Annotated in this window: 23 protein-coding genes; 11 read left to right on the top strand and 12 right to left on the bottom strand. The window is 40.6% G+C overall.

Features of this window, described 5'->3' with window-relative positions; all coding sequences use genetic code 11:
* Positions 1 to 4: 4 nt before the first annotated feature.
* The 4 genes from V7K56_RS15825 to petH form a co-directional block, all read right to left on the bottom strand.
* Positions 5 to 619 (bottom strand): type II toxin-antitoxin system PemK/MazF family toxin, encoded by a 615-nt coding sequence (locus V7K56_RS15825; protein WP_334911832.1) that lies wholly within the window; start codon positions 617 to 619, stop codon positions 5 to 7.
* Positions 620 to 628: 9 nt separating this feature from the next.
* Positions 629 to 1,114 carry a type II toxin-antitoxin system antitoxin SocA domain-containing protein gene (locus tag V7K56_RS15820; RefSeq protein ID WP_334911831.1) on the bottom strand — a complete coding sequence of 162 codons (486 nt, stop codon included), beginning with the start codon at positions 1,112 to 1,114 and terminating at the stop codon, positions 629 to 631.
* A gap of 524 nt (positions 1,115 to 1,638) precedes the next feature.
* Complete coding sequence (locus V7K56_RS15815; protein WP_334911830.1) at positions 1,639 to 2,925, bottom strand: homoserine dehydrogenase; 1,287 nt, start codon at positions 2,923 to 2,925, stop codon at positions 1,639 to 1,641.
* Positions 2,926 to 3,105: 180 nt separating this feature from the next.
* Positions 3,106 to 4,452 (bottom strand): ferredoxin--NADP reductase, encoded by a 1,347-nt coding sequence (gene petH / locus V7K56_RS15810; protein ID WP_334911889.1) that lies wholly within the window; start codon positions 4,450 to 4,452, stop codon positions 3,106 to 3,108.
* A 1,423-nt stretch (positions 4,453 to 5,875) separates the two neighbouring features.
* Between petH and V7K56_RS15805 the strand changes: the two genes are divergently transcribed.
* Together V7K56_RS15805 and metK are read left to right on the top strand one after the other, a co-directional pair.
* Positions 5,876 to 6,880, top strand: a complete 1,005-nt coding sequence (locus V7K56_RS15805) for a phosphoribulokinase (RefSeq protein WP_334911829.1) — start codon at positions 5,876 to 5,878, stop codon at positions 6,878 to 6,880.
* A gap of 260 nt (positions 6,881 to 7,140) precedes the next feature.
* Complete coding sequence (metK, locus tag V7K56_RS15800; protein WP_334911828.1) at positions 7,141 to 8,415, top strand: methionine adenosyltransferase; 1,275 nt, start codon at positions 7,141 to 7,143, stop codon at positions 8,413 to 8,415.
* Positions 8,416 to 8,593: 178 nt separating this feature from the next.
* Here metK and V7K56_RS15795 read toward each other — a convergent pair whose 3' ends face one another.
* On the bottom strand, positions 8,594 to 9,556 hold the full coding sequence (locus tag V7K56_RS15795; protein ID WP_334911827.1) for a hypothetical protein: 963 nt from the start codon (positions 9,554 to 9,556) through the stop codon (positions 8,594 to 8,596).
* Positions 9,557 to 9,724: 168 nt separating this feature from the next.
* Between V7K56_RS15795 and V7K56_RS15790 the strand changes: the two genes are divergently transcribed.
* The 4 genes from V7K56_RS15790 to V7K56_RS15775 all read left to right on the top strand — a co-directional run bounded on the left by V7K56_RS15790 (position 9,725) and on the right by V7K56_RS15775 (position 14,356).
* Entirely contained in the window at positions 9,725 to 11,161 is a 1,437-nt protein-coding gene (locus tag V7K56_RS15790; RefSeq protein WP_334911826.1) for a sensor histidine kinase, read from the top strand.
* Positions 11,154 to 12,479, top strand: a complete 1,326-nt coding sequence (locus tag V7K56_RS15785) for a sigma-54-dependent transcriptional regulator (protein ID WP_334911825.1) — start codon at positions 11,154 to 11,156, stop codon at positions 12,477 to 12,479. Before V7K56_RS15790 ends, V7K56_RS15785 begins: the two co-directional genes overlap by 8 nt.
* 220 nt (positions 12,480 to 12,699) lie before the next feature.
* The gene (locus tag V7K56_RS15780) at positions 12,700 to 14,103 is read left to right on the top strand and encodes an RNA polymerase factor sigma-54 (protein ID WP_334911824.1); all 1,404 of its coding nucleotides are present in this window, start codon (positions 12,700 to 12,702) and stop codon (positions 14,101 to 14,103) included.
* 4 nt (positions 14,104 to 14,107) lie between these two features.
* Positions 14,108 to 14,356: a hypothetical protein gene (locus V7K56_RS15775; RefSeq protein WP_334911823.1), complete on the top strand. Its 249-nt coding sequence runs from the start codon at positions 14,108 to 14,110 to the stop codon at positions 14,354 to 14,356.
* A 34-nt stretch (positions 14,357 to 14,390) separates the two neighbouring features.
* Here V7K56_RS15775 and V7K56_RS15770 read toward each other — a convergent pair whose 3' ends face one another.
* The 5 genes from V7K56_RS15770 to uvsE form a co-directional block, all read right to left on the bottom strand.
* Entirely contained in the window at positions 14,391 to 15,575 is a 1,185-nt protein-coding gene (locus V7K56_RS15770; protein ID WP_334911822.1) for an anion transporter, read from the bottom strand.
* A gap of 179 nt (positions 15,576 to 15,754) precedes the next feature.
* Positions 15,755 to 17,020, bottom strand: a complete 1,266-nt coding sequence (locus V7K56_RS15765) for an MFS transporter (protein WP_334911821.1) — start codon at positions 17,018 to 17,020, stop codon at positions 15,755 to 15,757.
* An 843-nt stretch (positions 17,021 to 17,863) separates the two neighbouring features.
* On the bottom strand, positions 17,864 to 18,319 hold the full coding sequence (locus V7K56_RS15760; protein ID WP_334911820.1) for a pentapeptide repeat-containing protein: 456 nt from the start codon (positions 18,317 to 18,319) through the stop codon (positions 17,864 to 17,866).
* Positions 18,320 to 18,620: 301 nt separating this feature from the next.
* A complete protein-coding gene (locus V7K56_RS15755) occupies positions 18,621 to 19,484 on the bottom strand; it encodes an alpha/beta fold hydrolase (RefSeq protein WP_334911819.1) in 864 nt (287 codons plus the stop codon).
* Between the two features lie 19 nt (positions 19,485 to 19,503).
* Positions 19,504 to 20,451, bottom strand: coding sequence for a UV DNA damage repair endonuclease UvsE (uvsE, locus tag V7K56_RS15750; RefSeq protein WP_334911818.1), 948 nt, complete (start codon positions 20,449 to 20,451; stop codon positions 19,504 to 19,506).
* Positions 20,452 to 20,835: 384 nt separating this feature from the next.
* Between uvsE and V7K56_RS15745 the strand changes: the two genes are divergently transcribed.
* Positions 20,836 to 21,987: a glycoside hydrolase family 10 protein gene (locus V7K56_RS15745; RefSeq protein WP_334911817.1), complete on the top strand. Its 1,152-nt coding sequence runs from the start codon at positions 20,836 to 20,838 to the stop codon at positions 21,985 to 21,987.
* 159 nt (positions 21,988 to 22,146) lie between these two features.
* Positions 22,147 to 23,577, top strand: coding sequence for a serine hydrolase (locus V7K56_RS15740; RefSeq protein WP_334911816.1), 1,431 nt, complete (start codon positions 22,147 to 22,149; stop codon positions 23,575 to 23,577).
* 41 nt (positions 23,578 to 23,618) lie between these two features.
* On the opposite strand, the gene V7K56_RS15735 is transcribed toward V7K56_RS15740, so the two are convergent.
* A complete protein-coding gene (locus V7K56_RS15735; RefSeq protein ID WP_334911815.1) occupies positions 23,619 to 23,840 on the bottom strand; it encodes a helix-turn-helix domain-containing protein in 222 nt (73 codons plus the stop codon).
* 246 nt (positions 23,841 to 24,086) lie between these two features.
* Between V7K56_RS15735 and V7K56_RS15730 the strand changes: the two genes are divergently transcribed.
* The 3 genes from V7K56_RS15730 (at position 24,087) to bchM (ending at position 26,337) form a co-directional block, all read left to right on the top strand.
* Positions 24,087 to 24,323, top strand: a complete 237-nt coding sequence (locus V7K56_RS15730; protein WP_334911814.1) for a hypothetical protein — start codon at positions 24,087 to 24,089, stop codon at positions 24,321 to 24,323.
* An 81-nt stretch (positions 24,324 to 24,404) separates the two neighbouring features.
* A complete protein-coding gene (locus tag V7K56_RS15725; protein WP_334911813.1) occupies positions 24,405 to 24,815 on the top strand; it encodes a DUF2358 domain-containing protein in 411 nt (136 codons plus the stop codon).
* 835 nt (positions 24,816 to 25,650) lie between these two features.
* Positions 25,651 to 26,337: a magnesium protoporphyrin IX methyltransferase gene (bchM, locus tag V7K56_RS15720; RefSeq protein WP_292732063.1), complete on the top strand. Its 687-nt coding sequence runs from the start codon at positions 25,651 to 25,653 to the stop codon at positions 26,335 to 26,337.
* A 2-nt stretch (positions 26,338 to 26,339) separates the two neighbouring features.
* Here the strand turns inward: bchM and V7K56_RS15715 are convergent, their stop codons facing one another.
* A complete protein-coding gene (locus tag V7K56_RS15715) occupies positions 26,340 to 26,546 on the bottom strand; it encodes a hypothetical protein (protein WP_334911812.1) in 207 nt (68 codons plus the stop codon).
* Between the last annotated feature and the right edge of the window lie 351 nt (positions 26,547 to 26,897).

Below are 26,897 nucleotides of genomic sequence, written 5' to 3'. Positions count from 1 at the left end.
TGATTTACGAGCGGCCTAAATTGTTTATTAATTCTTCTATGGCTCTACTTCTTGTATTTTCGTCAGGCAGAAAATAAAAAACTTTTTGTAAAAGTTCTATAGTTGCATTTTGAGCAAACCAGTCATCGCTAGGATTGTCTAGAATATTTAAAAAATACTTTAAACGCTGCTCTATAGCATCTTTATCTGCTTTAGCTAGTTGTCCCATACGTTCCAACCAATTTCCTGCTGAGTCTTTAAAGCAATTAGCATCAACAGTACACAGTTGATGAACCAGGACATAAGAATTTTTGTCAAGACCGTTTTGGCTAGTAGGGTTAATTGGATACGTTGTTGGTAAACCATTAGATGTTGTTTGTGAGGTTAGAGGAATAACGGAAAAAGTTGCTATATAACCTGACTTATCCTGAAACTCATCACCTGTCCAAACTACATAAGGGTGCGTTCCTCTAAAAACTCTATTAGAATTAATCTTTTCAGTGCAAGAGACAGTTTGACATTGTACGTCACCTGGCTCATCTAAATCATAAATATGAGTGTGTCCAACTCTGCAACGTAGAGATACCTTATAGGGATTTATAAAATAAATCCAACCCTGTCTAGGTTTTTGTCCAGCCACCTGATAATACTAATTGCCTAACTCATTGATTAATCTATCTCTTTCTGCTTGTAAGTTAAGTTTAACTTTTTCTTCAGGTCTGTGGGTATCTTTTACTTCCATCATGGGTGCAGTGTTATATACATACTCTAGTAACTGAGTAAGTTTATCTTGTCCTGCACCAGCCCATTCTCTCCTAATATTATCCAGTACTAACGTCAAACTTACAGGCAATTCTAAATCATCTACATTACCTGCTTGGGCACCAAGTTTGATAATTATTGTATCTCCCTGAGATTCTTGAGATATTTCTTTACCATCCATTTGATTTAAAGTATTATCTATATCCTCATTCCAAGGGCCATAGTAATAATAACGCCAATCCAGATGTGTCAGCTGCTTTGCTGTCCATTTGACAGAGTAAAGATCAGCTAAATACAAAAACTTGATTAGCTGTGTTTTTGTAATATAACCTTTTGTCGCGTAGACAAAATATTTTATGAGCTTCTCCAACATCGTTCTCTCTCTTTGCTAACTCCCATAAGACTTTTGTAGGAATTTAATAAATATTAATAGGTAAAATCATTCCATTGACAACTCTACTGTTTGAGAGCTTTTTATGAATTGATATCGCTTTATGATAATGAGTTGTATTCAGATATTGACACTTTCAGGTTTAAATGCCAACAGGAATAGTTCATGCGTACTATCTATTTTAGTACATGATGCAGTTTATGTAATCACAAAATTTGTAACTAGCATTTAATCTGTTGGTGACAGTTAATAAGCGTTGTGGGTAGTTAGACAGCCTTCTGCAACTTTATCATTTCCTTGACGGGCAAAAACACTACAGACATAACCTATCTTTCAACCTTACCCACGGTTAGGACACTTTGCTCCCAAGGTGCCCCTACGATTATCTGTACCTCACCAAGTTGCAATCTGCTGTCTAAACTTCTACACTTGCCTCTAGATCACAAAGATGCGATAAATCATCGCGTCTCTTACCTTAACCGAACAGTATTGACTCCCAACTAATCTCAAAGTACACGCAGTAAGCTAGGAATGCTTTCGATCGCAGAGAAATTCTGAATTTCTGCCAAAGCTTGCCGAAAGTTGCCTTCTAGCACATCATGGGTAACAACCACAATCTCTGCTAGTTCTCCTTGAAAGCCTGTTTGGACAATTGACTCTAAGCTAACGCCATAGTTACCAAAGCAAGTACCCAATTTACCGATAACTCCGGGTTGGTCATTCGTAAGGAAACGGGCGTAAAATCGAGTTATGAGTTCTGCCATCGGCGCAATTTGGCAGTATTCCTGATGCCCACAAGTTAATAATGGATTTGTAAATGCTGTATTAGTTTTGAGGACAGCAACTAAATTCAAAATATCTGACGTGACAGCACTGGCGGTTGCGCCAGCACCAGCACCTGGGCCAAAAAACATTACTTGCCCGATTGGTTCTCCTTCGACAAGAATGGCATTGTAAACGCCGTTGATACTAGCTAAAGGATGGGCTTGAGGCACTAAAGTAGGATGAACTCTGACGGAAAGGAGGGATGAGGGAGTATCACGTTTAGCGATCGCTAACAATTTAATCACAAATCCCAATTTTTCGGCGTAGGCAATATCTGTTTTGCTCACTTGCCGAATCCCCTCAGTATAAACATCTTGTAGGTTGATGCGTCCACCGAAACCTAATGATGCGAGGATGGCAATTTTATCAGCTGCGTCTAAGCCATCCACATCAGCTGTGGGGTCAGCTTCAGCATAACCTAATCGCTGGGCATCAGCTAAAACATCATTAAAGTTGCTGCCTTCTGTTTGCATCCGCGTCAGGATGTAGTTTGTTGTACCGTTAACGATACCCGTTACAGCGTGAATTCGGTTAACACTTAAAGATTGCTTTAGGGGTTGAATCACCGGAATACCACCACCCACAGCGGCTTCTAACATGACGTATACGCCAGCTTGATTCGCAGTGGTGAAAATTTCTGCTCCGAAGCGGGCGATCGCTGCTTTATTGGCTGTGACTACATGCTTACCATTACTTAAAGCTTTGAGAATGAGCGATCGCGCCGGCTCCAGTCCACCCATCACCTCAACAACTATATCTACTGCCGGATCATTGACAATAGATTCTAAATCTATGGTTAGGACTTCCGTAGACAATTCTACTGCACGGGGTTTATCTAGCGATCGCACTCCCACCCGATAAATTTCTATTTCTTGCAACAATGGATGACGCCCAGCGCTATCTTGCAACAACTGCACTGTTCCCGTTCCCACGGTGCCTAATCCCAGTATTCCTAGTTTCACACCCATTTTGCACCCAATTCATTTTTAAGTGCTGAGTGCTGAGTGCTGAGTGCTAAGTAGTAACAAGTATTTAATACTTTACCTCCCAGAACTGAGAACTCTTTCCTCAGCCATATATATAAAACAATTGTAGGGTAGGCACTGCCCACCCTACTGATTCATAACTCAGAATTCAGCACTCAGCATTTAGTAGGTTTCTACGTGCCAGCGACCAGCTTTTTTGAGTTGCTTCTGGTAATCACTCCAGGTTACGTCTTCCTTAGCAGCAGCAGTAGTCAAGGCTGCATCAATACCTTCTTCCATACCTCGCAAACCGCAGATGTAGGTGTGGGTTTTTTCATTTTTAATCAACTGCCATAATTCATCAGCATGTTCTGCTACGCGGTCTTGGATGTACATTCTACCACCTTGAGGATTTTTTTGTTCCCGGCTGATGGCAGGAGTGAGGCGGAAGTTATCAGGATATTTTTGTTGAATTTCTTCCAGTTCTTCCTTATATAAAAGGTTTGGAGTTGTCGGCACACCAAATATTAGCCAAGAGAATCCTTTAAATTCGTATTCTGGGTTAGCTGCTTTTTCCGCATCTTTAAACTGACGCCACAGATAAGCTCGCATCGGGGCAATACCTGTTCCGGTTGCCAACATGATCACATTAGCATCAGGGTCACTGGGTAACAACATTTCCTTACCCACAGGTCCTGTAATTTTTACATCTGCCCCTGCTTCTAAGAAACACAGGTGTGTGGAGCAAACACCGTAGACTGTTTCGCCAGTTTCTGGGTGCTTGTACTCCAACTGGCGGACGCACAATGATACTGTCTTATCATCCACATCATCGCCATGACGAGTTGAGGCGATGGAATAGAGTCTAAGTTTTTCTGGCTTGCCGTTTTTGTCTAATCCTGGTGGAATAATCCCAATACTTTGACCTTCTATATATTTCAAATCACTGGCGGAAATGTCAAATTTGAGGTGTTGAACAATACCAATACCACCTTCTTTGACTAGCGGTTCATTAGATATTACCTTGCCAATAAACGGAGCATTGGGACGGTAAGTATTAACAGGAACGTCACCGTGGTCTTTTTTGGCTTTCGCTTGAGTCATGGTGTTGCCTTTCTTGTCCTTGTTCTTAAGCTGTTCTTGTGCTGGTGGTTTAGCGAAATCTTTGGTTTCACTATCAGCATTTACAGGTGTGGCTTTACCATTCCCTTCACTGTTAGCAGTTTCTCCAGATGTAGCTAACTCGCTGACAACGCTTGTAGCACTCCCAAATGAGGCTTTACCATTAACTGACTGTAGCGCAGTCACAGGCTGGATGCTAACAATTGTGCCGCCTAGACGAGTGATACGTCGCATTTCTTGATTCATGCGGTTGTAAGGCACTCTGATGAACACACTGCCACTTTTCCGAATTGGGTAGTCAGTTTGATCGGTTTCTTCACTCTGACGCAAACCCACTACTTCATAAAGGAAGATGCGGCTACCTAATTCTGTATTGGCAGCACCCTCAACAGCACCTTGATTGTACATTCGTTCTACCACTCCGATAATTTACTTAACCGTTTTTCAAAAAAACTATTCCCCTACCTTGCCAGCTTTAGTTTACCGGATTTTCGTTTCACAAAACTGACCTTGAAGGAAAAACGGCATCAATAAATTAATGCCTTGCTAAGTACACTCACCAAAGACATGCAGGCATAGCAAAAAACACACCTGTTCACCTTCTAAGGTAAAGGATAAGTCTTGTGGAGAATGTTAATAATGAATCAATTTAATCTTTTTTTCGTTAACTACCACCCCCATCAGGGAGATAGTTTTTTACCTTAGCACCCAATGAGCAACTCACAATAAGAGATATTCTCGGAAGACTGCTTTGAGCGGTAGCTTCCACCGCTCAGTTTACCTCCAAAATCTGTCCTTGTGCTGACTCAAGGGGTTTAAATCGGAGAATACCAAAACAGGAAGGTTTTCTTCACGATCGGTTTTACTTCTCCTAATCCACTACTCTTCTGGAATGTTGTTAGTTATCTTCATTACCTGTCTATAGATAATTACATAACTAAGACAACTCCAGCTACAAACATAACAAGATAGAGAATCGTAATTCAACCAACTGTAATTAGTTTCACTTGATGCGAAAAATCTGTCAACCTCTTATCAGTACTTTGCCATAACGTCAACGCTTCTATATGAGCATATCCATAAATTTACAGCCAATAATTTGAGGAATGCAAGTTGTTTCCTCATTCGTTGGATAGATTTTTGCTTTGAATATATTAAGTATTGTCGAGCAGGAATTACAATTTAGGAACATTAGAAAATTTGGCGTCAATAGCGGCAATAATAAATTATACCTTATAGTCTTGATTCTATAAAGTCACAAGTAGCAGAGTGATAAAGGTGCAACGCTCATGGGCGGTGCTGATCCCCATTTTTAAATTAACAACTAAATTAACAAAAAAATGATTGATGAACCATGTTAATTCTTCTTGACAGCAATCTTGTATGGGATACCCCCTTCTGTTAAAATCGAATATATCACTAGGATTAAATACTTACCGGCACCAACATTCAGGCTAGTCCGACGAGTAGCAACTTAAAAGAGAAGGCAGGAGGCAAAGGGCAGATCGCGCAGCGTGTCGTAGACAAGGCAGGAGGAAAGAAGGTATGAATAGAATTTTTTATTTTTGGGTCAAAAGCCCAATTTAAAAATAAAAATTGTATTGAGCGAAAAGTACCGCGAGATTCGAGGCATCTACAGCTTAATTCCCACGCTTTTAAACGTGGTTCACTCCTGTTTCCTACCTCCTAATTACTTTGTTGCCTACCCGCTTGGTGTCTTATAGATGTGCTAGGTAGCAAGAACGCAGGATAAACCAAAGGGGTAAACTCCTGGCTTGAGAATCTGCTGTGTGAAAAATTATTGACACATTTAGTATTTTAGAGGAGATTTATGACAAGAAAGCCGGAACGCGTGGTACTGATTGGAGTAGCCGGAGACTCTGGGTGCGGTAAATCTACGTTTTTGCGTCGTTTGATGGATTTGTTTGGTGAAGAGTTAATGACAGTCATCTGCTTGGATGACTATCATTCGCTGGATCGCAAACAGCGCAAAGAAACGGGGATAACAGCACTAGACCCCAGGGCAAACAATTTTGATCTGATGTATGAGCAAATTAAAGCGCTCAAAAGTGGTGAAGCGATTGATAAGCCGATTTACAACCACGAAACCGGCTTGCTCGATCCGCCAGAGCGGATTGAGTCGAATCACATTATAGTTATTGAAGGGCTGCATCCTTTATATGATGAGCGGGTGCGATCGCTAATCGACTTTAGTGTTTATTTTGACATTAGCGATGAGGTTAAAATTGCCTGGAAAATCCAGCGAGATATGGCTGAACGCGGTCATCGCTACGAAGATGTATTAGCGCAAATCAATTCCCGCAAACCTGACTTTGATAAATTTATCGAACCGCAAAGAGAATTTGCTGATGTGGTTCTCCAGGTATTGCCCACAAACTTGATCAAAAACGACACTGAACGTAGAGTCTTACGGGTACGTATGCTCCAGCGGGAAGGTAAGGAAGGCTTCGATCCTACTTACCTATTTGATGAAGGGTCAACAATCAATTGGACTCCCTGTGGACGCAAGCTGACCTGTTCTTATCCTGGTATGCAACTATACTATGGTTCAGATGTTTACTACGGTCGCTATGTCTCAGTATTAGAGGTGGATGGTCAATTTGACAACTTAGAAGAAGTCATTTATATCGAAACTCATCTCAGCAATACATCCACAAAATATCAGGGTGAATTGACTCACTTGTTACTCCAGCACCGTGAGTATCCAGGTTCCAATAATGGAACTGGTTTCTTCCAAGTGCTTACAGGCTTGAAGATGCGTGCTGCTTATGAGCGGTTGACAGCTACAGAAGCAAAGTTAGCGATTCAGGTTTAAAGCAGCAGTGTTTGTGTCAAAGCTTGGGGGGCGCTTTCGGGTGCTCCTTTTTTTGTGTTATTAAATACATTTAAAAATAAAAAATAATTAGCATACATTTATCTTACTTACGGATATTTACCTTATAATTACTGGTTTTTATCAATATCAAGAAGATACTAACGACTGAAGTATAAATATTGTTATGATTTCAGAAATTAGGAGTTGAACTAAATACTTACATTTAATCAACGAAAAAACTCTTGATGGAGGAATTTCTTTTGTCTCGTCGATATCTATTTACCTCTGAGTCAGTTACCGAAGGTCATCCAGATAAAATCTGCGATCAGATTTCTGATACCATTCTGGATGCTTTATTGACACAAGACCCTAGCAGTCGTGTCGCCGCTGAAGTTGTAGTTAATACTGGTTTGGTGCTAATCACTGGTGAAATAACCACCAAAGCCAATGTAAATTTCGTCAATCTCGCCCGAAAAAAAATTGCCGAAATTGGTTATACCAATGCTGACAATGGCTTTTCTGCTAACAGCACCAGCGTTCTGCTAGCTTTAGATGAACAATCACCCGATATCGCCCAAGGCGTTAACACCGCCCAAGAAACCCGCGAACAAGATAGTGATGAACAATTCGACAAAATTGGCGCGGGCGATCAAGGTATAATGTTTGGTTTTGCCAGCAACGAAACACCAGAACTGATGCCCTTACCCATCAGTCTCGCCCACCGTATTGCTCGTCGATTGGCAGCAGTCCGTAAAACAGGTGAATTGTCATACCTGCGTCCTGACGGTAAAACCCAAGTAACTGTGGTCTACGAAGATGGACGCCCAGTAGGTATTGATACGATTCTAATTTCCACCCAGCATACAGCCACTATTGGGGAAATTACGGATGAGGCAGCGGTACAAGCCAAAATTAAACAAGACCTCTGGTCAGCAGTGGTTGAACCTGTTTTTGGCGATATTGATGTTAAACCTAATCAGGAAACACGTTTTTTAGTCAACCCTACTGGCAAATTTGTCGTTGGTGGCCCTCAAGGAGACTCTGGTCTGACAGGACGGAAAATAATCGTTGATACCTACGGTGGCTATTCACGACATGGTGGCGGCGCTTTTTCTGGCAAAGACCCCACGAAGGTAGACCGTTCTGCTGCTTATGCGGCTCGTTATGTCGCGAAAAATATTGTTGCTGCCGGGTTAGCAGAAAAAGTCGAAATCCAGCTATCCTATGCTATTGGTGTAGCGCGACCAACAAGTATCCTAGTGGATACCTTTGGTACTGGCAAAGTGGATGAAGAAACCTTACTGGAATTAATCAACAAACACTTTGAACTCCGTCCAGCAGGGATTATCCATACCTTCAACTTACGTAACTTACCAAGTGAACGAGGCGGACGTTTTTATCAGGACGTCGCGGCTTACGGTCATTTTGGGCGGGCTGATTTAGACTTGCCTTGGGAACAGACTGATAAAGCCGAATTGTTGAAGCAAGCAGCGAATGAGTCATTTTCGGCAGCAGTTGTTCAGGCACTGACTTAGACTTATAGGCTACTACAAAAACTTAGTTTATCTATGTGAGGGTATTGGCAACTTAACAAGTTAGCAATACCCTCATTTTTTGCTAGTCACTTGAATATCCACAAGTAAAACTACTACTTTGTCAAGCTAAACGCCCCGACAGCAGATTCATCTATTGCAAAGATTTTTATCGATGGTGTTACGGAACGGCGATCGCTTTTGGTTGCAAAGATACAGATTGCCCATTAACTGACAATGCTGTAGCTTCTAAAATCTGACCGTAACGATTGCGAGTGCCAAATCCTTTGGCTTGAATTGTGTTTTTGATGTTCGCCATACTGGTTAGCTGTTCACCTACATGGGGCGGAAACTTCACAATAGTGCCATTAGAGATAATGACTCCGTTAATTTCTCCTCGATGTCCCACCAACCAATTCTGAGCAGTTCCCTGTGCAGATAAGGTACTGTAGTTGCTCAAGCTCGGTGGTTGGGGGGCGGTTGTGGGAGGTTGTTCGACTAAAGTCTGTCCAGTTTGAGAATTGGTGATGCTTTTGGCTCTCACTTCCTGTCCAAAGCGAGTGGAAAAGCCAGGATCGCCAAAAATGCTCACTTTCGTGTTTGGGGTAATTATCCGCACTAAACTGTCTGCCATCTGGGGAGGAAATTTCACCTGTAGCCCGTTATTGAGTAATAGCCCATCCACCTTACCTTCAGGGTTGAGAAGATACTGTTTTACCTCTCCAGTGAAAGTGGTTCCGGCTGTGGGGGGTAATTCTGGTGGGGGTGCTGGGGGAATATCTAGAGGATTAGCATTGGCTAAATTGGCACTTGGGAGATTAGCTTCTAGCGATCGCCTGCTTGATGTAGCATTACTAACAACAGTATTGTACGTCCAAAAACCGAAAAGTGCGATCGCTACTCCGATGCCGCCACTAGTTAAAATTAACTTTAACTTGCGTTGGCGATCGCGATCTCGGATTTGCTTGGCTTGAATCTGCTGTATTGCTTGTTGAATCACCTCTGGAGGAATTTGTACTTCTGCTCCAGCCTGCATAATTTCTTCTAAAGAATAATCCTGATTTTCTTGGGCATACAACTGAGCCGCTAGAGCGAAAACATCGGGAGCAATTTCTTTGGGAATGCGAACTTTAGAGTTATTCATCTGCTTTAGTTCAATTTAATTGCTAACTAGAACTGTAAGAGTGCAAAACTCGTGCCATAGATACAAGACACTCCTTAGCTAATAAGGCAGGATGAAAAATGAGCAACTGGAATTTGGCATAGTTTTTGCACTTCTAGAAGTTCTGACCCTTATTCCATGCAACCTATTGTGTTATCTCAACGTTGGACACTCCGGCGACAGCTAACAATCCTCAGCATCCTTTTTTTAGGTTTAAGTGGAGCTGCTTTATGGTTAGTGGTACAACTATTTCAAAGTCTAGAAGGTGCTGTTGTTGCCAGAAATCAGAGAGAACTAGCTTTTGCCAACACCAGATTAATTAAACTGTTTTGGGAATCAAATCTTGGGCAAACACCAAAGCCAGGTAAACCATTGGCGGAACTTTCAAACGATGCCCTAACTGCTTTCCCAAGCGTAGAAGGAGGATTTTATCTGCTGCAACAAGACCAGCTTTTAGGCTATGCCTATCCTACCCACGCGGGCCCTGTCCCCAAAAAAGATATTCCTCCTGCTGAACGAGACACAATTTTGCAATTGACTCGCAGAGCCACAAGCCAAGGTTTACCCCAGGAATTAGTACTGCACCCTGGTCTTGATGTCTTGGTACTGCGTGCTGACCCTCTACCTCTGTGGGGAGCAGTGTGGACGATGAAACGTATGCCTCGTCTAGAAGATAGCAATCAAAAAGTTTTAAGTGTTTTCGTAGTTTTAGGAATTTTAGTTGTAGGAGTTTGGACTTTTTATATTGCCTTACAACTACAGTGGGGAGTGCAGCGACTCCAGCAAAGTATTAAAGCAATGGAAGAGGATAAAGCTTCGCTAATTCCTGCGCTACCCGCAGAAATGGGACTATTGGGAACTGCAATTAATAGTATGCAATACCATCGCCAAGAGTTAGAGCAGCGCTTGCACCGAGTTGAGCGCTTGGCTTCTCTGGGACAACTGGTAGCGGGGGTAGCTCATGAAGTCCGCAATCCCTTAGCTAGTATGCGCCTCAATTTGCAATATACAGAACGGCAATTAAAAAAGCAGGAAATTACGACTTTACCGATCGCTAGTTTACTAGAGCAAGTAGACCGTTTAGAGATGTTGGTGCGACGGCTATTGTATTTTGACCAAAATCAGCAAGAAGAAATGGTAACAACTTCCCTAGAAGCGATCGCTTTTGAATCAGTTTCTCTATTACGTCTCAAAGCCGAAGAACAGGGAGTAACACTTTTTTATCGCTCTGCTGCTGAACCTTTGCCTCAAGTACCACTACGCCACCGAGAGTTAGGACAGGTGATGATTAACTTAATCTTAAATGCTATCCAGGCAAGTCCACCAGAAAGTGAAGTTGAAGTTGGTGTCAACCAAGAGCAAGATTACTTAGTGACTTGGGTAAAAGACACTGGCGCAGGTTTAGCACCAGAAGAACGCGATCGCATTTTCGATCCTTTTTATTCCACAAAACCCCAAGGAACAGGTTTAGGTTTAGCAATTAGCCACGAGATTGTCAGCCGACACGGAGGGCATATTGATTTGAAATCTCAACCGGGTTGCACCGTTTTTAGCGTTTACTTACCGAAGAATTATAACGATGGCTAAAATTTTGATTATTGATGATGAAAAAGCTTTGCGTCAAGCGATGGCGCAAATTTTAAAAGATGAAGGTCACGACGTAGTAGAGGCGGGAGACGGAGAGCAAGGATTGAAGATAATTCAACAAAATACCACATCTCGTCCTGACTTGGTATTTCTAGATTTGAAAATGCCCAAAACTCAGGGTAATGCTGTTCTGAAAGCTTTAGGTAGCAAAACGTTGTTTGAACTACCAGTAATTGTGATGACAGCTTATGGAACAAGTCGTACAGCCATTGAAGCTATGCAGTTAGGAGCCTATGATTATTTAACTAAACCCTTCGATTTAGAAGATTTAGTCAACTTGGCGCAAAAAGCTTTAGCTCATTCCCAAGCATCCGCCGAGCAAATTGGTGAAGCAAATATTCAAAATCTCGGACAACCAGAAGAACTCTTGGGGCGATCGCCTAAAATGGCAGAAGTTTTTAAACTTATTGGTAGACTTGCCCAAGGAAACACCACAGTTTTAATTGTCGGCGAATCCGGTACTGGCAAAGAGTTGGTCGCTTCCACACTGCATAATGCTAGCCCTCGCAGTCGCGGTCCTTTAGTAAAAGTTAACTGTGCAGCCCTTCCAGAACATTTGTTAGAAGCAGAATTATTTGGTCACGAAAAAGGAGCCTTCACTGGAGCGAATCACTTGCGAATTGGTCGCTTTGAACAAGCCAATGGCGGTACAATTTTTCTGGATGAAGTCGGAGAACTGAGCCAGATAATTCAAGGGAAATTGTTGCGAGTATTACAAGATAAATCCTTCGAGCGCTTGGGTAGTAACCAAACCAAAACTGTAGATGTCCGCATTTTAGCTGCCACCAATCGGAATTTAGAACAATTGGTACGCCTGAATCAGTTTCGAGAAGACCTTTACTATCGCTTCAATGTAGTACGAATTGAACTGCCACCTTTGCGCGATCGCCCCGAAGATTTAGAACAACTTACCCAACATTTTTTAAATTCTATTGCTCTGAGAAATGGAATTAAAAATTTAGCAATTACCTCAACCGCCCTAGAAAAACTCAGAGATTATGCTTGGCCGGGAAATGTGCGAGAACTGCAAAATACTTTAGAGAGAGCAGCAGTTTTTTCTGGAGGAAGAACCATCCTTTGGGAGCATCTCATTTTTAATCAAGAATATCAGATGAATTTGAACTTAGAACAAGCGATCGCTCAGTTAGAAATAAACTTTATCCGCCATGCTTTAGCGCTTTATCCCCAAGAACCCCACAAAGCATTAGGAATTTCTATCGAAAGCTTTGAGCAAAAAAAGAAACAATGGAATTTATAACATTCTACCTTAGAGGATGTCTGAAAAGTTTTTTGTATACACCTAACCCTTGGAGATACCCCTAAATCCCCCTTAAAAAGGGGGACTTTGAGACTCTTATTTCCCCCCTTAAAAAGGGGGGTTAGGGGGGATCAACCAATATTTGATACTTCTCAGACATCCTCTTAGCTTCAGCATCTTCCCAACTTTTTGTGTCCTCTGCGCCTTGGCGGTTCGTATCATGAATTCCTTAAACTCAGCATCTACACTAGAAACACACCTAGAAACTCAAACTGTTATTTACCCAACTCTACAGTATTTAGTTCGCTTCTTGCCGTGGGATGGTAAGCGAGTATTCGACTATCTTCGAGAAGAATCTAAACACAATCCATTTATAGTAGAAAATTCTGATTTCCAGAACAGCGAAGCACTTTTAGATGATATTCTACCTAATTGGTATAGTCCCATCGCCCAGGAATTAAGTTTAAGCGAGCATCTTCTTGGACAAATATCAGCTTTGTCAATACCATACAAACAACGTGAAGCCTTAACCTATCTAACTCAGTGGTTATCAAACTCAGGTTACTTAGAAGAAACTCCAGAAGTTTGGGCAGATGGTAGTATCTGGAGTGCAAAAGAACTAGAGGCTGTTATTCCTCTCCTCCAAAGTTTAGAACCACCTGGAATTGGTACGCGAACCCTACAAGAATGTTTGTTAATACAACTCAAAAACCAGCCTGAAAGCCTAGCTTTTCTACTAGTTAAAAATTATTTAGAAGACATAGCAAATTGTATTGGTAATTCTTACGAGTCAAAGCACAATTGTCAATTACTATTGCAAGAACTGCACCAAAATTATCAATATTTTAATGTTGACATCGAGAAAATCACCGATGCTATTCATGAGATTCAAGAATTAGAACCCCGTCCCGCCAGAAACTTCGGTAGTAGCGATGCTCCCATCGTCACCCCTGATTTAAAAATTGAGCTAATAGCTGGAAGTTGGCAAATTTCTTTAGCCTATGAAGTCAAACAACGTTTTTGTCTAAATTCTGAAGCCATTAAGCTTTTGCAGGAATCACCAAAAGCAAGGCGAGATACCCAACAATTAGAAACATTATTACAAAAAGCTATAAATTTACTCATAGCTTTGGAACAATGGCAGGAAAATCTGCTCAAAGTTGGGAAATTTTTAGTTGAGCGCCAGCAAGCTTTTTTGCAAAGTCGGGATAAATTAGACTTAGTATCTACCCCTCAGCAATTAGTAGCTCAATCGGTAGGACTTAGTAACTCTACAGTTAGTCGGATTGTGCTGGGACGGTATATATTAGTTTGTAACCAAAACAGTCAGATAATTCCGTTGCGTTCACTATGTGTTCCTATAGGAGTAGGCGGACGTACTCCTCAACAAATCCAACAAATGCTACTACAGTTAATTGCAGAAGAATCACCTGCCAATCCTTATACTGATGAGCAATTAGCCCAGCTTTTGAAAATCCGATTTTGTCTGCCAATCACTCGCAGAACAGTTACAAAATACCGTAAAATTGCCGGAATAAAGTCATCACATCAACGCAAGTTGAGTGATAAAAAGATGGCAAGTAAGAGCAGGAAGCAAGGAAGTCTCTTGAAATATCAAAGTTGAGCCTTTGAACCTGGAAGTTGCGCCTTTTAGCCTGGAAGTTGCGCCTTTAAACCTGGAAGTTGAGCCTTTGAACCTGGAAGTTGAGCCTTTGAACCTGAACGTTGAGCCTTTGAGCCTGGAAGTTGCACCTTTGAGCCTGGAAGTTGCACCTTTGAACCTGAACATTGCGGCTTTGAGCCTGGAAGTTGCACCTTTGAGCCTGGAAGTTGAGCCTTTGAGCCTGGAAGTTGCACCTTTGAGCCTGAAACTTTAAGTTTGATTGTTGACAAATGACAAATGACTAATGACTAAATCCAAAAATAAGCCAAGATAAGAGTCAGCACAGTTAACGGTAGACCAAAACGCAGATGTTCCCAGAATGACAACTGATAACCAAGTTTTGCGACAGCCTCAGCAACAATTAAATTAGCAACTGAACCTAATAAAGTTAGATTACCAGCTAAGGTAGATCCTGCTGCTAATAGTAACCAGGTTTTCGTGTCTGGGTGAGGAATTAAATGTTGTAGTAATAATACTGCTGGAACATTAGAAACTAAATTTGAAAGGAGAGCAGTAATTCCTAATATGTTCAGTGGAGTATAAACTAAACCGCTAAATAAATTCAATATTCCTAATTTTTCTACTCCAGCAGTCACAATAAACAGTCCAGAAAACATCACCAGTAAATCCCAATCTACTTTATTTAAAACTCGTTGCGGTTTGATTCGTCTAGTAATGAAGAGTAAACCAGCAGCTACAAGTGTTGCTTGAGCTGGGGGTATCCCAATTAAGAATGCAATTAATAATCCTCCTGTTATCAATAGGCTTTTAGTAAGCAACGGTTTAAATATGCGGTAACGCGCGGAGGTTACGCTCGGACAAGACTTAGTAGAACGAACATCAGGATAAAGCCACCACAATAACCCAATTTGGATCAACAAACTTACTAATGCGATGGGAGTCAATGCTTTTGCAAAATCGAGATAGCTGATACCAGAGAAGGAACCAATTAAAATATTTTGTGGATTACCACTTAAGGTAGCTACTGAACCGAGATTAGTTGCTCCCGCCAAGGCAAGTAAGTAAGGAATCGGATTGAGGTTCAAAGTTTGGGTTAAACCGAGAACCAAAGGAGTCAAAATTAAAGCAATAGTATCATTCAGAAAAAAAGCGGAGAGAATTCCACTGCCGAAAGTTAAAACAATTAGCAAACCTAGAGGGCTACGGGTGAAGCGTGTAACTGTATCAAGGGTTAATTGAAAAAAACCAGCGTAAGCTAAGTTGGTACTGATTACCATCATGCCAAACAAAAAAATCAGCGTCTTATAGTCTATCGCTTGCCATGCTTCTTTGAGGTCTAATACCCCGAAAGCCATCAGCAAAGATGCACCAACTAAAGCAATACTGGCTCGGTTCATCCGCAAACCAGGGAGATATCCTAAACCCAAACCGATATAAGTCAGCCCAATGATGATATATCTGAAAACAATCATGATTTTGCTAGATGCTTTTGATTAAGTAGTCATTAGTCATTGGTCATTGGATTTTAGTGCATACCTCGTCCCTTGTGGGTGGAAAAACTTTGTCTTTCATGGCGCTAATTCAAGCCATGTTAAAGAGTGGACGTGCTTATTTTGGATTAATGACTAATGACTAATAACTAATGACTGTCCTAAGCTGTTTGATGTGATGCTTTTCTATTAACTCCTGTTTTTGTTTCAGGTACACAGAACCAAAAAACTGCTAAAGCCACAACTGCGATCGCTGCTAAAATCAAAAAACCAACATTGTAACCAGCACTTTTAACCACAAACCCAGCTAACACGTTGCTCAAACCTGCACCAACGCCAATGGCAGTGTTGAGCATCCCTTGGGTAAGATTAAAACGTCCCGTGCCTTTAGTCAAATCAGCTACCATCAACACGGAAAGCACACCAAAAATCCCACCTGCGATACCATCCAGAATTTGTACAGAAACGAGAAAATAGGGATTGTCCGAAAACGTATATAGCACTCCTCGAATTGGTAAGACGGCAAAGCCCAGCAAAAATATGGGTTTTCGAGCTGTATGTGCAAAACGCCCAGCCAAATTAGACACTGGAATCATGACTAACTGAGCCACAATGATACAAGCAGACATATAAACTGTGTCACTTGTCCCTTTACCCTGTGCCAATTCTTGACCAACTAGCGGTAACATAGCAGCATTGGCAAAGTGAAACAGAACTACTGCAACAGTAAAGAATAAGATTTTGCGATCGCTTAATAATTGCAATATGCCTTCAGATGGCTGCTGATGTTTTTCATTATCCTCCTCTTGGCCTTCTTCGCCTTTTTCACCATCTCCACGCGCTAATTCGTGGTCAATCTCTCTTTCACGAATCATCCTCACCGAAATAATACTGCCCACAGCCATAGCTGCAACCAGGAAAAATATTGCCTTGCGTGCAATAAAGTAACCTACTAAACCAGCGAGAGTAGCAGCTAGCAGATTTCCTGTATGGTTAAATGTTTCATTACGACCTACCCGCCTATCTAATTTCTCATGTCCTACAAGTCCCAGAGTAATAGCAGTAATCGCAGGTGGGAAAATTGCCGCAGCAATCCCAATCATAATCTGAGAACCGATGACGACAGGCAAACTGGGGAACAAGCCCATAGCAATACAGCCGATAGAAACAAACACAGCCGCCAGGACAATCAACATCCGTTTTTGACGTAGCCTGTCAATCAATGCACCAGCTGGTGTTTGAGCAATAACTGTAGCAATTGACGAAGCTGACATCGCCAATCCAATCTGGGCAGGGTTCCAATTTGCTGAAGCTTTCAGGTAAATACTCAGATATGGCCCAACACCATCGCGCACATCTGCGAGAAACACATTTAAGCAATCAAGCGATCGCAAACTCTTCTTACTCGGTCTTCGCTGTTGTTGCATAAGTCTTTAGTGATATTTTGTGAGCAATGGAGAGGTCACAATACCCTTATGCAAAAATCGTGCCAAATCAATGGACATCTGGCTGCATCTAGCGAAAAACTCTTTGTGTTGGATACAACTTACACAAGTAATAGCTGAAACCCTGATTTTCAGTTAGGGGCAGTAAAGTCCTTTAATAGGAAATAGTAAAGATTTTTAGATTTTGATTGCGCTTTTTTGTGTAGATATCCCTCTTCTGTACGGGCGACAAAGCACCACTGGGGGATCGGTCTTAACTGTTAGGACACAATAAAAGTGTAATTTTTTTCGGTGCGTCTTATTTTGTTTCTTCCATCCATAACGGAAGCGAGCGCGTCCGTAAACAGCTTCTGTCACTCTCCGGGAGGGCGATCGCGCTTAAGCCCCATGAGGCAATCAATACAAGCTATACTATTAGAAAAAAATCCCTCTTGTATTTGTTATTAGAAAATAATCATGCGATTGCTTGCTATACAAAAGCTCTAGAATTCAGAAATAATAAATGTTTTCGGAGAGTGACAAAAGAGGGATATAGCTGTAGTCACATAGGTTAGGACATTTTAAAAGAGTGAAAGCTAGGAATAGTAATAGTTTTACCTCCAGCATAGCTGCCTCCTGCCTCCTGCTATATCAGCGCGATCGCAAAAAGAAACCCTCTCTGCTTTTGCCATAGTAAAGTGATTACAACGCAGAGGGGTTTCATTTTTATTAATATTTTTGTAGAGGCAGGTTTTAAGGATAATCTTGGCAGAAAACTCGTTTATTTGATTTAAAACCCACCAAAACCTATGTTGTATTGATTCTTACCTGTGTACTCAGTTGAGCCTATTTCCAGTCAGGAATTTCAGCGTCTTCTCCACCAATCCCGATTCCAGTGTTAAATATTTCCGCATCAGTAAGATTTAGATTGTTCATTGATGCTTGATACACATTAGAATCGTGAATCGTAGCACGAGTAAAATTTACTCCGTCGAGATTGACTTGCTTCAAATTCACATTGGTTACGTAAGCAGATGTTAGGTTAGCACCTGCCAAGTTTGCACCAGTTAAGTCAGCACCTTCGAGGTTAGCTCCTACAAGGTTAGCTCCTTGAAGCTTCGAGCCTCTCAGGTCAGCACCAATTAAATGAGCACCACTGAGGTTAGCTCCTGATAGATTGCACTTAACACATTCCCCAGTTGAAAGCAGCTTTTGTAAATCCTGTGGATTCTCGGCTCTAACCGAGCTAGCGAAAAATAGGGGTGTTGCTAAGGCCATGGCCGCTAATAGCTGGAGTTTCATAATTTCCCCCTTAATAATCAAGTTTGCGTCCGTTCTGTCCCTCACACCTCTATTATCTCATTAAACTTCGAGAGGTCAATCTATCTTGTGACAATCTATCTCCTGACAAATTGATTGCGATCTAAAACACAGATAAAAATTATCTCAAAAATGCCATTAATTCCGATTTATTGACTATTTTTAGCCAATAAATGCCCAGTATTAAATCACTATTAAATCTTTTTAAAAGTAAAAACTAACGCTACTTGTTATAGATAGTTTAATGAGTATTTATACTTTATATAACGATTGATGGTTTAGTTTAAGTCCTCAGAAATTCTCGCATATACTGATTAACCAATTCCGGCTGTTCTTGCTGCACCCAATGGCCACAATTAGGAATGTATTTGATTTGAAAATCTCTGACATAAGCTGCGGTATCGTAGGTTAGTTCTTTGCCAAGTGCAGTGTCGTTTTCTCCCCATATAATTAGTGTTGGCACTTCCAGAACGCCCCTATTTGGATTTAATATTCTTTGCTGAAAAACATTGCGGTAGTAGTTCAACATTGCTGTGAGGGCACCGCGTTTTGCAGCAGCATCTTTATATGCGTCAATATCCGCTTTAGTGAAAGCACTCTTGTTAACTGCTGTACCTTTAAAAATTGTTTCAATTGCTTGGTAGTCTGAAGATTGTAAGAAGAATTCTGGCATCCAAGGTAGTTGAAAGAGGAAGATATAGTAACTTCGCTGCAACTGTTGGAGAGTGCGTAAGCCTTGGGCAAATTTGGCAGGATGAGGCATGTTAAGGATAATTAATTGCTCTACCATTTTGGGATGAGCATAAGCAAAAGCCCAAGCGATCGCACCTCCCCAATCATGTCCAACTAATATACATTTTTGGTATCCTAATCCCTTAATAACTCCCTCAACATCTTTGATAAACTCCTTCATTACATAAGCTAATTGCTCATTTGGTTTATCACTATCGTTGTAACCACGCAAGTCAAGAGCGACAACTTTAAAATTTTGGGCGAATTCTGGTATTTGATGCCGCCAAGAGTACCAAAACTCAGGAAACCCATGCAACATCAATATTAAAGGGCCTTCACCTTGGGTTACGTAGTGTAGTTTTACCCCATTAGTAGTTATATAATCGTGTTTCCAAGAACTTTCTAGTAGAGACATATTTAAGCAAATATCAATATTATGTTTTCATCAGCCACCAAGAGCGCAAATATGCGATCGCTTTTTCTTTTTGTTTGGCTTCGACTTCGATCCACGGTGCTTGGTGGTAGACGTTGGGCATATCGGTAATCAAGTCACTGTGTTTTCTGTCATTGAAAGCTTGCTCACCATTGGAAATATGGACTAATTGCCAATCTGGATTTGCCCAAGTTTCTCGCGCTGCATAAAACATGGATGCTACACTCGGATGATCATAGCTATCTAAATTTTCGTGGCAAATATGGTGATGGGCATCAAATACCATTGGCACGCCAGTTTGCTGACATACTGCTAAAATTTCATTGGCACTATAGGCGTATTCGTCGTTTTCTAAAGTTAAGCGGCTTTTGATATTTTCTGGTAGTTCGGAAATTACTTTTATTAATTGTTCAGGACGTTGAGATTTGCCACCATGAATATTCATCAATGACCAAGGCGATCGCGGTAAGCCCAGTAAATCAAGTGTCCGGGAATGTCCTGCTAGGTTCTTGATACTTGCTTGTACCACTGAGGGAGAATCAGAACTCAGCACTACAAATTGATCTGGATGCAATACCATTCTTATGCTCAATGCATTTGCTCGTTGACCGATTGTTGCTAAATCAGCGCTCATTTTCTTTAATATATTTGCCCCGATTTCATCTTCTAAATCACTTAGGGGAAATAAAGCAGAAGACATCCGATACAATTGAATTTTATTTTGCTGACAAAATAAGAGGGCGTCATGCAAGCGTTGCAAGTTATGTCGATATAATTCAGTCAGGACGCTTTCACGTTCACTAAAGTCCAGTTTTAAATATCGTGTGCGTGTGATTGTCCGAAAGCGCACTTGTTTATCAGAGGTAATGCAAACTAGCCCTAAGTTGGGTATTGTAGTTTTTTGGCACTGCTGTGCATTCGATAAATTTTGAAACTTGATTGCAGTCATTAACTATATTTACTAACTATTGGCTATTTTGAAGATTTTTTAATTTAAACAAGTTCTACCACTGACTTACGACTATCTAAAGAATGAACTCTTAAGTCACAACACTCCACTAATACCAATTCTCTAATATGAGGCAACACATTCAAACCCCGAAAGCCATGCCATATCTAACTTTCTTAATTACAAATTACGAGTTATAAGTTGGTATAATTTCACTTCAGTATATAAAGCCTAGTGCTATGATTGGGAGGAGGATGGCTTTTAGGCATTGTGGCAACTAGGTTTGATTGTCTCTGAAATTTACACAATAATAAATACAGGCGCAGTATCGTCGGCTAGTCAATGTTTAGATGGTGCAATGCCAAGAATTTCAATTTTATAGAAATGACAATAATTGAAACCCGTGGTATTTGGCTGACCACTACTGATAGTAAAGTTCTCAGATCGAAGGAACGTATTGCTGAGGCGATGGATTTCTTGGCTGAGACGGGATTTAATGTGGTGTTTCCCGTTGTTTGGAATAAGGCAGTAACTTTATATCCTAGCCAAATAATGCAGCAGACTTTTGGAATCGAAATTGATCCTATGTATGTAGGCCGCGACCCTTTAGAAGAAGTGGTGATTGAAGCGCGGCGAGTTGGGTTGAAGGTTATTCCTTGGTTTGAATACGGTTTTGCCAGTTCTTACAATTTAAATGGTGGTATACTTTTACAGAAAAAACCAGAATGGGCTGCGCGTGATTGTAACGGCAACTTACTGAAGAAAAACGGCTTTGAGTGGTTGAATGCCCTTGACCCACAGGTGCAGGAATTTTTGTTAAACTTGGTGCTGGAAGTTGTAAAGAATTATGATGTGAATGGTGTTCAAGGAGACGATCGCTTGCCAGCATTACCATCTGAAGGTGGCTACGATCGGGGAACTGTCAGCCGCTATCGCCAGGAATTTGATCGCAACCCACCACAAAACCACAAGGATAGGCAATGGTTACAGTGGCGTGCAAATATTCTCAGTGAGTTTTTAGCGCGTCTCTATCAGGAGGTGAAAGCGGTGAATCCTAATTTATTAGTAGCGATCGCATCTAATATTTATGATTGGGCATTCCAGGAATATCTGCAAGACTCGCCCGCATGGCTGAAGCGGGGAATAGTCGATATGATTCAGCCGCAGATTTATCGCCGTGACTTTAGGAGTTACGCTGCGATCGCTGATCAACTAGTAAACCAGCAGTTCACAGATGCGACACTGCCCAAGTTAGCACCGGGAATTCTGATGAAGCTTGGCTCTTACTGCATTAGTCCAGAATATCTGGTGCAGGCAATTGAATACAATCGCCAACTTGGCATTCAAGGAGAGGTATTCTTTTTTTACGAAGGTTTGCGCGAGAATAACAATACCCTTGCTAAAGTTTTGCGAAATGGGCCTTATGCTAAGTCTGCATCATTTCCCACTCTGTCAGATTTGAATGTGGGTGGTGTAAGTAACAACAGGACATCTTCTATTTGGCAAGGAGTAGCAAGGTTTTTGAGAAATCTTTAGCTATAAATGCAATAAGCTTTACACTCTACCTAATAACAAGGTTCGTGATAATTTTTGCTGTATAAAAGTAATACTAATTCCAAATTAACAAAGTCAGATTTAATCTGGGTTTTCTGGACGGAATTTAAAATATTTTTTATGAGAGTGAGAATAGTTATTATGCAAGGTCTGAGTGAATTTATCAACAAGGCAATGCAAGAATGGAAAATACCTGGACTGGCGATCGCAATTGTTAAAGATAGCAAAATAATTTTTTGTGAAGGCTTTGGAAAACGAGATATAAAACAAAATTTAACTGTTACCCCCAAAACTATCTTTGCGATTGGTTCTTGTACGAAACCCTTTACAACAATGGCGATGAGTATCTTGGCAGATCGTGGCAAATTAGACTGGGATAAACCTGTTAGAAATTATCTGCCCACTTTTAAACTTTATGACTCTTATGCAACTGAACATATAACACCTCGTGACCTCGCAACTCATCGGTCTGGCTTACCCCCTCACGATGCTGTTTGGTATAAAAGTCGCTTCACTCGTAAAGAAATAATCGAGCGCTTACAATATCTTGAACCCACTCACGAATTGCGTACTATTTTTCAGTATCAAAATTTGATGTACATGACCGCTGGTTACTTAGTTGGTGAAATTGCCCAGAGTAGGTGGGAAGAATTTGTACAACAGGAAATATTTAATTCTTTAGAAATGAAAGATAGTAATTTCTCTGTAGAGAAATCCCAAAAAGCTGATAATTTTGCACTTCCTTATCAAGAAAAAGACGACAAATTTGAGAAAATCCCCTTTCAAAATGTGGATGTTTCTGGCCCAGCAGGTTCGATAAATTCTAACGTTGTTGATATAGCTAATTGGCTTTTACTCCATCTTAATCAGGGTAAGTATGGCGATAAACAAATTATCTCGCCAAGTAATCTGAGTCAGATGCACTCTCCACAAATCGTAATTGGTCAACCACTGGAATATAATGAACTTTTCCATTATTTTTATGGTTTGGGATGGTGGATTTCCGCTTACCAAGGTCATAATTTAATTCAGCATAGCGGTAATATTGATGGATTTTCTGCGCGGATGACTTTGCTGCCTCAAGACAATATTGGTATAGTAGTTCTGACTAATATGAATAAAAACCCAGTAATACATACTGTGACTTATTATGTATGCGATCGCTTACTTGGTTTAGACGAAGTTCCTTGGAATGAACGAATGCATGAAAAATATGCTCAAGCCAAAGAAGCTACTGCAAAAGCTAAAGAGCAAATAGCCTCAGCTCGTAAAACTCTCACCCAGCCTTCTCATCCTCTAGAAGATTACACAGGTGATTTTGAGCATCCAGCATACGGGATCTTATCAGTTGAAATTAATGATAACCATCTAACAGCAACTCATAATTCGATTATTTATAAATTAGAACACTACCACTATGATATTTTTGTTGAATCTGAGTTGGGCGATAAACCAAAACTTATATCCTTCTTAACTGATACTGAAGGCAATATTACTAGCGTTGCCATTCCCCTAGAGCCGACTGTAAAAGAGATTTTATTTACCCGCAGACCTGAAAGCAGATCTGGTTAATTTGAACAGCAGCACAGAAGTACACTCCGAACAGAGCGCATTTATTTAATATCGGGTTTATCCTCTTCATAAACTAATAAGTCACCTGGCTGACAGTTGAGTGCTTTGCAAAGTGCATTCAACGTAGATTCATCAATTCTGGTGAAGCGACGACGAACTTTTAGTTTAGAGATAGAGACAGGATTCATATTGATTAAGCAGGCTAGCTCATTATTTTTAATATTGCGTTCAGCCATTATGACTGCTAATTTCCAGTGAATCACAACTCAATATTTACTCAATTACTTTAATGCAGATGGTAGCACTACATCTGATAAATTTTTGGTAAGTTAACCGCTGCGGTCATATATTTAGCTTGAGCGGCAATTGCTGAAGTATTTGAATTCGAGTAGATTCAATATGTGAAAAGCGATCGCGCCTCTCGCCTGGACAACTTGAGTGCGTAGACGCAAAGCGGCTTGTCATCAAACATCGCTTGTTCACCAACTAAAAATCAGGTGATACTGACTATGATAGAACCTCTTTCAGTTTCAGATTTACTCAAAGCGCCTATACCTGATGCACCTCAAGGCAAACAACCTGTTCGCCTAATAGCCTGCGGTGCTACCAAAAGCGTGAATAGTATTGTTCGCCAGTTGCATGTTCTTGGCTTTGCCGAAGTGAGCCAATGGACTCCACTTTTACCATCTCCTGTCAGTAGTGAGTTAATTAGAATCTTGATTCGTTACATTAATGTTAGCGTTTAACACTTAAGTGCCTAGACATCGCCTCTAGCTGATAGTAGTTGGGGGCGATGGCAAAAATTCAAACTACACAGTCATTCGCAGATGAAACAGATAATTGAAACTCTCAAACAAGATTTACCAACACTTTTTCAAAAAGATATTTCCTATGATATCTATACACGGGATATCTATTTTAAAGACCCGGTAAATACATTCAAATATAAATTTAACTATCGCATTATATTTTGGACTTTACGATTTCACGCTCGGCTATTTTTTACTCAGATTTACTTTGATGTGCATGAAGTTTATCAGTCAGCCGAAGACACGATTTTAGCAAAGTGGACGGTGCGGGGAGTGTTGCGCGTTCCCTGGAAAGCAGGGTTGCTTTTTAATGGCTATTCGACATATAAACTCAATCAAGATAATTTGATATACGAGCATATCGACACCTGGGATAGAAAGCCAAAAGAGATTTTACAGCAGTTTTGGCAAAGGGAAGGAAATAACTAGTACTGCAACGGCGGAAGTCACGTCACTTCACTCCAAATTCAAAATTCAAAATTGAAGTTTTTCATCTTTTTGTCCCAATTTTTTTAAAAATTGCAGGCTCTACTTGCTCTCTAAACAGTATTATCAGCATTATAACGAATGTTAAATATTGAATTTTTGTAATTTTTTTGCCGCAAGTATTTTTACTTTTCTCTTTTACTGGCGTTGATTCGCACATCACGAATGAGGCTCTCCCAACAACACATTGGTTACAGATAATCAAATTTTTAACAGCATAAATGTTGCAAGCGCAATTCAATTCTATCTTCAGGAGATTTTTTTATATCCATAAATATAAATCTCAATGGAATTTGAGATTGCAAAAATCATGGATATTTAAATAGCTATAAATAGTATTTAGCGATCGTGAATTGTGAAATACTAGAAAAATAGTAGGTTTCATTTAAAGAAACAAATATTAGTTGAACAATGTTTTAAACGGAAAAAGAATGCTTATAGCTTGTGAAATTACAACATCAAATTTGGTAATATAGACTAATCCAAAGTAATTGTAGAAGTATCGCGATTTGCTGATTTTTTGAAATAAATCGCTGTTAGGGACAAAAAGTATATCTAAAAGCCATAAAACCCAAGTTAAATTCAGTATTTTGCTTGTTAAGCCAGTACAGCTTCAATTTTGCACGTCTCGACTGAAATTCGACAGCTTGAGTTGCTCTATGTACGTAAGTATCCTTGGTTATCAGCGACTATCATCTGGAAAAATCTGGAAGACCGCTCTTATGGGTTCCTATCAATGATAATTTTAAGCATTGGGAACCCCTAAAAATCGAAGTTTATGAACGCAGCCGACGACAAAACGATTGTTCGCGAGTATTTCAATTCCACAGGGTTTGACCGTTGGAAGCGAATCTACGGTGATGGCGAAGTCAACAAAGTCCAATTAGACATCCGCAATGGACACCAGCAAACTGTGGATACAGTTCTCGGTTGGCTGAAAGCTGATAACAATTTACCAGAGCTATCAATCTGTGATGCTGGGTGTGGTGTCGGTAGTCTCAGCATTCCTTTGGCAGTAGATGGTGCCAAAGTCTATGCCACCGATATTTCGGAAAAAATGGTAGAAGAAGGCAGGGATAGAGCAAAGCAAACTTTGGGAAATGCCGAAAATCCCACTTTTGCTGTGCAGGATTTGGAATCATTGAATGGTAGCTACCATACCGTTATTTGCCTGGATGTTCTCATCCATTACCCTCAAGAAAAAGCCGATGAGATGATATCTCACCTCTGTTCTTTGGCACAGTCGCGGATAATTCTCAGTTTTGCGCCGAAGACCTGCGCCCTAAGTATACTCAAGAAAATTGGTAGTTTCTTTCCTGGGCCAAGTAAAGCTACTCGTGCATATTTGCATCGTGAGGCTGATGTGGTAAAAATCTTGGAAAGTAATGGCTTTTCATTGCAACGACGGGCAATGACAAAGACTCGCTTCTATTTTTCTCGGCTACTGGAAGCTACACGCAATTAAGGCTAAAATCGCAGCAAAGGTATAATAAACATCTTGCTGCGATTTGACAATCTCAAACCTAAGATATGGTAGATAGTAGATATTGCCGTTGGCATCAAGCTTTGTTTTTTCTTTAAATAACCGTTGTTCCGCTCTGCATAATCATACATTATTACAAAGTAAGCGATCGCAGCTGCTCCCAAGAGAATAGTGAAAGCAAATAACCACATTTACGTTTTATTCAGATAAAACTTCTTCTTTGAAGCTTCAACAGAGGATATCAAACTTCTGGGGATGCTGACTCAAAGGTTTTTATAGATGTATTTAATTTCTTGTTTATCTAGTTTCTCTCATTCCCTAATTTCATACCATAAGGGGTGACATTGTATAGCAAGGGAAGCAAAGCTTAGGACAAAATAATCCTTAAGAAAAGGGACTTAAGCCCATTGCTAACGTCCTAACCTATAGTTCGACCGCTATATTAACCAACGCTGCACTAGTTAAGCAATGTAGGTAAAAAAATATTGTGTAAAAGCTAAAAAACTGCCGCAGCGAGTAGATTGATATATTGGAACCTTTAT

The organism is Nostoc sp. (assembly GCF_036917535.1).
Lineage (GTDB): Bacteria > Cyanobacteriota > Cyanobacteriia > Cyanobacteriales > Nostocaceae > Nostoc.
This window is presented reverse-complemented; position numbering and strand designations above follow the sequence as displayed.

What these genes read in the sequence shown, in the direction of transcription:
- V7K56_RS15820 (WP_334911831.1), bottom strand. Translation starts at nt 1,114, where the DNA reads ATGTTGGAGAAGCTCATAAAATATTTTGTCTACGCGACAAAAGGTTAT.
- V7K56_RS15815 (WP_334911830.1), bottom strand. Translation starts at nt 2,925, where the DNA reads ATGGGTGTGAAACTAGGAATACTGGGATTAGGCACCGTGGGAACGGGA.
- petH (WP_334911889.1), bottom strand. Translation starts at nt 4,452, where the DNA reads ATGTACAATCAAGGTGCTGTTGAGGGTGCTGCCAATACAGAATTAGGT.
- V7K56_RS15805 (WP_334911829.1), top strand. Translation starts at nt 5,876, where the DNA reads ATGACAAGAAAGCCGGAACGCGTGGTACTGATTGGAGTAGCCGGAGAC.
- V7K56_RS15795 (WP_334911827.1), bottom strand. Translation starts at nt 9,556, where the DNA reads ATGAATAACTCTAAAGTTCGCATTCCCAAAGAAATTGCTCCCGATGTT.
- V7K56_RS15785 (WP_334911825.1), top strand. Translation starts at nt 11,154, where the DNA reads ATGGCTAAAATTTTGATTATTGATGATGAAAAAGCTTTGCGTCAAGCG.
- V7K56_RS15780 (WP_334911824.1), top strand. Translation starts at nt 12,700, where the DNA reads ATGAATTCCTTAAACTCAGCATCTACACTAGAAACACACCTAGAAACT.
- V7K56_RS15770 (WP_334911822.1), bottom strand. Translation starts at nt 15,575, where the DNA reads ATGATTGTTTTCAGATATATCATCATTGGGCTGACTTATATCGGTTTG.
- V7K56_RS15765 (WP_334911821.1), bottom strand. Translation starts at nt 17,020, where the DNA reads ATGCAACAACAGCGAAGACCGAGTAAGAAGAGTTTGCGATCGCTTGAT.
- V7K56_RS15760 (WP_334911820.1), bottom strand. Translation starts at nt 18,319, where the DNA reads ATGAAACTCCAGCTATTAGCGGCCATGGCCTTAGCAACACCCCTATTT.
- V7K56_RS15755 (WP_334911819.1), bottom strand. Translation starts at nt 19,484, where the DNA reads ATGTCTCTACTAGAAAGTTCTTGGAAACACGATTATATAACTACTAAT.
- uvsE (WP_334911818.1), bottom strand. Translation starts at nt 20,451, where the DNA reads ATGACTGCAATCAAGTTTCAAAATTTATCGAATGCACAGCAGTGCCAA.
- V7K56_RS15745 (WP_334911817.1), top strand. Translation starts at nt 20,836, where the DNA reads ATGACAATAATTGAAACCCGTGGTATTTGGCTGACCACTACTGATAGT.
- V7K56_RS15740 (WP_334911816.1), top strand. Translation starts at nt 22,147, where the DNA reads ATGCAAGGTCTGAGTGAATTTATCAACAAGGCAATGCAAGAATGGAAA.
- V7K56_RS15730 (WP_334911814.1), top strand. Translation starts at nt 24,087, where the DNA reads ATGATAGAACCTCTTTCAGTTTCAGATTTACTCAAAGCGCCTATACCT.
- V7K56_RS15725 (WP_334911813.1), top strand. Translation starts at nt 24,405, where the DNA reads ATGAAACAGATAATTGAAACTCTCAAACAAGATTTACCAACACTTTTT.
- bchM (WP_292732063.1), top strand. Translation starts at nt 25,651, where the DNA reads ATGAACGCAGCCGACGACAAAACGATTGTTCGCGAGTATTTCAATTCC.
- V7K56_RS15715 (WP_334911812.1), bottom strand. Translation starts at nt 26,546, where the DNA reads ATGTGGTTATTTGCTTTCACTATTCTCTTGGGAGCAGCTGCGATCGCT.